Annotated in this window: 5 protein-coding genes; 3 read left to right on the top strand and 2 right to left on the bottom strand. The window is 43.9% G+C overall.

The annotated features are described in order from the left end of the window. Positions 1 to 218: 218 nt before the first annotated feature. Positions 219 to 1025, bottom strand: coding sequence for an inositol-1-monophosphatase (gene suhB, locus ACTHY5_RS10890; protein WP_441879535.1), 807 nt, complete (start codon positions 1023 to 1025; stop codon positions 219 to 221). Positions 1026 to 1248: 223 nt separating this feature from the next. Then, entirely contained in the window at positions 1249 to 1503 is a 255-nt protein-coding gene (locus tag ACTHY5_RS10885) for a YfhL family 4Fe-4S dicluster ferredoxin (RefSeq protein WP_441879533.1), read from the bottom strand. A gap of 531 nt (positions 1504 to 2034) precedes the next feature. On the opposite strand from ACTHY5_RS10885, the gene ACTHY5_RS10880 reads away from it, so the two are divergent. The 3 genes from ACTHY5_RS10880 to ACTHY5_RS10870 all read left to right on the top strand — a co-directional run bounded on the left by ACTHY5_RS10880 (position 2035) and on the right by ACTHY5_RS10870 (position 5520). Beyond that, the gene (locus tag ACTHY5_RS10880) at positions 2035 to 2217 is read left to right on the top strand and encodes a type II toxin-antitoxin system HicA family toxin (RefSeq protein WP_071472761.1); all 183 of its coding nucleotides are present in this window, start codon (positions 2035 to 2037) and stop codon (positions 2215 to 2217) included. A 43-nt stretch (positions 2218 to 2260) separates the two neighbouring features. Next, entirely contained in the window at positions 2261 to 2701 is a 441-nt protein-coding gene (locus tag ACTHY5_RS10875) for a type II toxin-antitoxin system HicB family antitoxin (RefSeq protein WP_441879531.1), read from the top strand. 641 nt (positions 2702 to 3342) lie between these two features. Continuing rightward, a complete protein-coding gene (locus ACTHY5_RS10870) occupies positions 3343 to 5520 on the top strand; it encodes a malate synthase G (RefSeq protein ID WP_441879529.1) in 2178 nt (725 codons plus the stop codon). Positions 5521 to 5958 lie beyond the last annotated feature (438 nt).

The raw sequence follows: 5958 nt of genomic DNA, 5'->3' as shown, positions 1-5958 counted from the left end.
CTCAAATACTGCTAATGGTAAGGGCTCCCCTACTAATAGTTGGGTGTTTGGCTCTTACCCTATAAAGTCTTTTTCAGATCTTATCTCTATTGTTCCGTGTTCTTCCGTGGGTTCCGTGGCGAAAAATTTTGATCAGTTAGTTTTACAGATTGATAGATAAAAAAAGCACCACATTCTTAATGGAATGCGGTGCTTACTGTTCTGCTAATTGCTCAAGGTTAGGCTTGTGCTAGCGACTCTGGTAAGTGTTCACGAATGGTGGCTAGCATAGACTTGAGAACCTTAGGGTTGGCACAGACTAAGTTACCGCTGCGCTCAAAGTGATGGCCACCCACAAAATCTGTGACAATAGCGCCGGCTTCACGGGCAATTAAACTGCCAGCAGCAAAATCCCATGGCTTAAGGCCTAACTCCCAGTAACCATCGACACGACCAGCGGCCACATAAGCAAGGTCTAAGCTTGCTGCACCGGCACGGCGAATATCGGCACATTGAATAAACATATCTTTAAACATGCCTAAGTAAGCGTCGGCGTGGTGTTTTTGCTTAAACGGAAAGCCTGTGGCCAGTACGGTACTCGTTAAGTCTTTGGCTTTACCAGTACGAATACGATAGCCGTTTAACTGGGCACCGGCACCACGGCTGGCACTGAATAGCTCATCGCGAATGGGATCATAAATAACAGCTTGTTCAGTGCGGCCTTTCACTTTTAGTGCAATAGACACGGCAAAGTGAGGAATACCATTAACAAAGTTAGTGGTACCATCAAGGGCGTCAACAACCCACTGATAATCGGGGTTGCTGCCGGTGAGTTCACCACACTCTTCACCAATAATGGTGTGCTCCGGATAAGACTTACGAATGGTATTAACAATAGCGTTTTCCGCGTCAAGATCGACATTGGTAACAAAATCGTTCAGACCTTTTTGGCGCGTTTCTGTGTTATCAGGATTGGCAAAACCTTTGGCGATAACGTGACCCGCGTTACGCGCAGCGCGTACCGCAATATTCAGCATCGGATGCATATGAGTGAACCCACTTGATGTTAAAGAACGAAATTTGAGCGACGTATTATACCTGTGGTGAGATTTCAGGCAAGAGATAAATACCCCCAGCGGACAGCCGTAATCTTTCAGCGCTTAGGTGAAAGTAAAGTAAGTCTAAAACCTAGTGAGGGAAAAGCGTAAAGAATGGGGGGTAAAATCACAGTGTGCATGTAATACCAGGCCGAGCACTCAGCACTGTATTCTACGGTGCTTGATGATGCAGTATTACAAATTTATCCCATAACTGCTCTTGGCTTTCAGTGTTAGCAGGGTCAACAATAATACAGTCGATAGGGCAGACACTAATACAGGTGGGCTTGTCATAATGGCCCACACACTCAGTGCATAAATCAGTTTCTATTTCATAAATCTCTAGGCCGTAGCTAATGGCACCATTAGGGCACTCAGGCTCGCACATATCACAATTAATACAGCTGTTTTCAATTAGTAACGCCATTTCAATAACTTAGCCTCTTTTATCTTTTAATTCAATGCTTTACAGTTTCACGATATACCGCACTATTGCGCACTGTATGTATATATATACAGCATCAAAAGCGATGATAAACTCTCACCAGTAACACAAAACAGTAACACATGATTTTTTTACTCTTAAAAATATGCCATGTGTGAGCTTTGTTATCCAGCAAAGATGGCTAGCCCAGTGGCGTGTCGTGGGAGCAGACTCTATTGTCTTGAGTATCCAGCGGTAAAATAGATTACATTTTTATTTAGATTGGTATCACACTTGAGTGGTGGGGCAGGGTACTGGCATACGCTAAACCCCAGTGCCAAAACCACCAGCCAACTGGCGTTTCAGTTAGTGAAGTCATTGGCACCAGAGATGCAACGGGATTGATTGAAGGAATTAGAAGGGGCGCGATAAGCGCCTTTTTTATACTTGTTTATTATTTTGTGTGTGCTGGTGTGTGTATTTGCTTTTGTGTGTATTAGTGTGTATATTGGTATCACTTGATTAGGAGGTTAGATGACATCAGGTGACCTGATCAAGGAATTGAAGTCCGCAGGCTGCGAGTTGGAACGACAAGGTAAGGGGAGCCACCAGATTTGGTACTCACCGATTACGGGCAAAAAGTTTGTCGTCCCTCATCCTAAAAAGTCGCTACCTGTTGGAACTCTCAAGTCCATTAAGAAAGCGGCGGGGATTTAATCCCCCCGCTCCTCTGACATAGATAAATTTAGCGGAGGTGCTTATGTTATTTTCAGTCGGTGTTGAATATCCATCACATGATGGGGAGGCGTTCGGCCTAGTGGTGCCTGCGCTATGCAATGATGATTTTGCTTGCTTTAGTGCTGCCGACAGCGAAGCACAAGTAAAAGTGATGGCCACTGAGGCGATTGCCATGGTAGTAGAAGAAATGGTGAGTAATGGCGTCAGCGGCGATAGTATTAAAGACTTAGGCCCACGTTATTACCGGCAGTTAGCAGACTATGAGCATTGCGATGGTTGGTTGTTGTTAGATGTGGATTTAACCGAGTTTATGGGTAAACCGAAGCGGATTAATGTCAGTTTGCCCGATGGGCTTATTCAGTTAATTGACTCTCGTGTTAAAGCATCACAAGGCCAATATAAAGATCGTAGCCACTTTCTGGCTATTGCCAGTCGTCACGAACTTGAAGAATGTGGCATGTAAATTAAGAGGGCGCATCAAGTGCCCTTTTATATCTTCATCAGGCCAGTGTTTTGTGTTGCAACCATTACTCACATCATAAGTTATAGCTACTTTGCAGAGGTACAATCCGCCACACATTTTTTATCCGCTTGATTTTAAAGAATTTATTCTTATCGCTCGCACATGTCGCAATTAATACAGCTGTTTTCAATTAGTAGTGCCATGGCTTACTTCCTTATCTTTACTGATTATTGTTGTAGTGGGGGCAATGAGGCGGCGAATTATACCATCTATTCATAGCAAGCTCAGCCTTACTCATGATGCCAAACGGCTCTTCTGTAGCTTTGCATTATGTTAAACCCTTGCGGTTAGTGTGGGAATGAAAGGCGTTTTTTGGAATTGTTAGCCCTAACCTGTTTATAAAGCAGAGTAAATGATTAATTTGTTCTTATACTTTTATTTGTTGTATCTAGCTGAAATATTTAGTATTTTGTAAATTGTTTGTGTAATTTAACGTGATTTTTACAGATTAAGCAGCGGCTTAGCGCAATTCACTTTTGCCTCTAGCTCCCATCAAGGGGTAAACTAGGCGACTAACGATTAGAATTAGTGATCGGTCTTAAACATAACTACTGACAACTAGAATAGAAGAAGAAATACATATGACGGAACGTACTCACCTCGGCACATTACAAGTCGCTACCGTTCTTCATGATCTGGTAGTAAACGAAATTATCCCCGGCACTGGCGTTGAGCCAGCGGCATTTTGGTCTGGCATGGAACAAATCGTTAATGATTTGGCTCCTAAAAACCGCGCCTTACTGGAAAAACGGGAACAACTGCAGCACCAAATTGACGAGTGGCACCAGACTCACGCCGGTCAAACCTTTGACGCAGCAGCTTATAAGCAGTTTCTTACTGACATCGGCTATTTATTGCCAACAGTAGAAGACTTCTCAATAACCACCACTAATGTTGATGCAGAGTTGGCAACCCTTGCAGGCTCGCAGTTAGTGGTACCGGTTAACAACGCACGTTATGCACTTAATGCCGCGAATGCGCGTTGGGGCAGTTTATATGATGCACTTTATGGCAGCGATGTTATTTCAGACGCTGACGGTGCAGAAAAAACCAAAGCGTTTAACCCGGTACGTGCAGCTAAAGTTGTTGCATGGGGTCGTGACTTGCTAGAGCAGGCGGCACCGCTGGCTAATGGCCAGCACCAAGATGCCACCGCTTATAAAGTGGTTGATGGTCAATTACAAGTAACGCTAGAAAATGGCGAAGCAACGACACTGACCGAACCTAGCAAATTTGTAGGTTATAAGGGTGAAGCTGCTGATCCTTCTGCGGTATTATTGTGTAATAACGGCAGTCATATTGAGCTGCAGTTTGACCGCAATAACCAAGTAGGTGCCAGTGATAAAGCCGGCATTAAAGACCTAGTATTAGAATCAGCATTATCTACTATTATGGACTGCGAAGACTCTATTGCCGCAGTTGATGCAGAAGATAAAGCCGCTGTTTACCGCAACTGGCTGGGCCTAATGAAAGGCACCCTGACTGAAAAAATTCAGAAAGGCGACAAAGAAATTATTCGTAGCCTAAACCCTGATCGTGAATACCTAAACCCGAACGGTAAAGAGTTTAGCCTGCACGGTCGTAGCCTGTTGTTTGTGCGCAACGTGGGTCATTTGATGACTAACGAAGCGGTATTAGACAAAGACGGCAACGAAATACCAGAAGGTATTCTTGATGCGCTAGTGACTAGCTTAATCTCTATTCACGACCTAAAAGGTAACGGTAAGTTTAAAAACTCTCGCACCGGCAGTGCTTATATTGTTAAGCCAAAAATGCACGGTCCAGAAGAAGTGGCATTTGCTTGCGAGTTATTTGAGCGTACCGAGCAAGTATTGGGCTTGGCTAAAAATACCCTTAAAGTGGGTATTATGGACGAAGAGCGCCGTACCAGTGCTAACCTAAAAGCCTGCATCTATGAAGCGCGTGAGCGTACTGTGTTTATTAACACAGGTTTCTTAGACCGCACCGGTGATGAAATTCACACCAGTATGGAAGCCGGCCCTGTAGTACGTAAAGGCGACATGAAGCAGCAAGAGTGGATTGGCGCTTACGAAAATAACAACGTCGATGTGGGCTTAGCAGCGGGTCTGCAAGGTAAAGCGCAAATTGGTAAAGGCATGTGGGCAATTCCAGATAACATGTCTGATATGCTTGAAACCAAAATTGCACACCCATTAGCCGGTGCTAACACCGCTTGGGTACCTTCTCCTACCGCTGCTACCTTGCACGCTACGCATTATCATCAAGTTAATGTAAAAGCGCGCCAAGATGAGCTCAAGTCTCGTGAAGCGGCTAGCCTAAATGCGCTATTAACCATTCCTTTGCTAACAGAAGAAGCAAAAAATGCGTTAACAGCTGAAGAAATTAAAAATGAGCTAGATAACAACGCTCAAGGCATTTTAGGTTATGTTGTTCGCTGGATTGACCAAGGTGTAGGTTGCTCTAAAGTGCCAGACATTAATGATGTTGGCCTAATGGAAGACCGTGCAACCTTGCGTATTTCTGCACAGCATATTGCTAACTGGATGCGCCACGGTATTTTGAACGAAGAGCAAGTGATGGAATCAATGAAGCGCATGGCCGCTATTGTTGATGGCCAAAACGCCGCGGATCCTTTGTACACCAATATGGCACCTAACTTTGATGGCATTGCCTTTAAAGCGGCTTGTGACTTGGTGTTTGAAGGTACTACGCAGCCTAGTGGTTACACAGAACCCTTGTTACATGCTTATCGCCGTAAGCTAAAAGCACAAGCTTAATTCTTATCATCTGAATTAATCGCTTGCACAGTAAAAGTCCTCGGCTAGTCCGAGGACTTTTTTTTGTCTTCATGTTAATCAATACCGATACCTCAACCTAAAGATTAAAAATGTGCTCGCCACTAAAGCACGAAAGCCTACGGTTGAGCCTAGGCTCAATGTATTAGATCGTTTTATACCAATCGTACAAAATAAGTAGTCAGTTTGTATTAAGTAAAAAACTAAGGACTCTTTTTGCCACGGAAGACACGGAAAAAGGCAAGAGCGAAAAGTGACAACGACTCAAATACTGCTAATGGTAAGGGCTCCCCTACTAATAGCTGGGTGTTTGGCTCTTACCCTATAAAGTCTTTTTCAGATCTTATCTCTATTGTTCCGTGTTCTTCCGTGGGTTCCGTGGCGAAAAATTTTGATCAGTTAGTTTTACAGATTGGTATT

This window comes from Oceanisphaera sp. (assembly GCF_052084945.1).
Classification (GTDB): Bacteria; Pseudomonadota; Gammaproteobacteria; order Enterobacterales; family Aeromonadaceae; genus Oceanimonas.
Note: the sequence above shows the minus strand (reverse complement) of the source record. Positions and strands in the feature narration are given on the sequence as shown.

What these genes read in the sequence shown, in the direction of transcription:
- suhB (WP_441879535.1), bottom strand. Translation starts at nt 1,025, where the DNA reads ATGCATCCGATGCTGAATATTGCGGTACGCGCTGCGCGTAACGCGGGT.
- ACTHY5_RS10885 (WP_441879533.1), bottom strand. Translation starts at nt 1,503, where the DNA reads ATGGCGTTACTAATTGAAAACAGCTGTATTAATTGTGATATGTGCGAG.
- ACTHY5_RS10880 (WP_071472761.1), top strand. Translation starts at nt 2,035, where the DNA reads ATGACATCAGGTGACCTGATCAAGGAATTGAAGTCCGCAGGCTGCGAG.
- ACTHY5_RS10875 (WP_441879531.1), top strand. Translation starts at nt 2,261, where the DNA reads ATGTTATTTTCAGTCGGTGTTGAATATCCATCACATGATGGGGAGGCG.
- ACTHY5_RS10870 (WP_441879529.1), top strand. Translation starts at nt 3,343, where the DNA reads ATGACGGAACGTACTCACCTCGGCACATTACAAGTCGCTACCGTTCTT.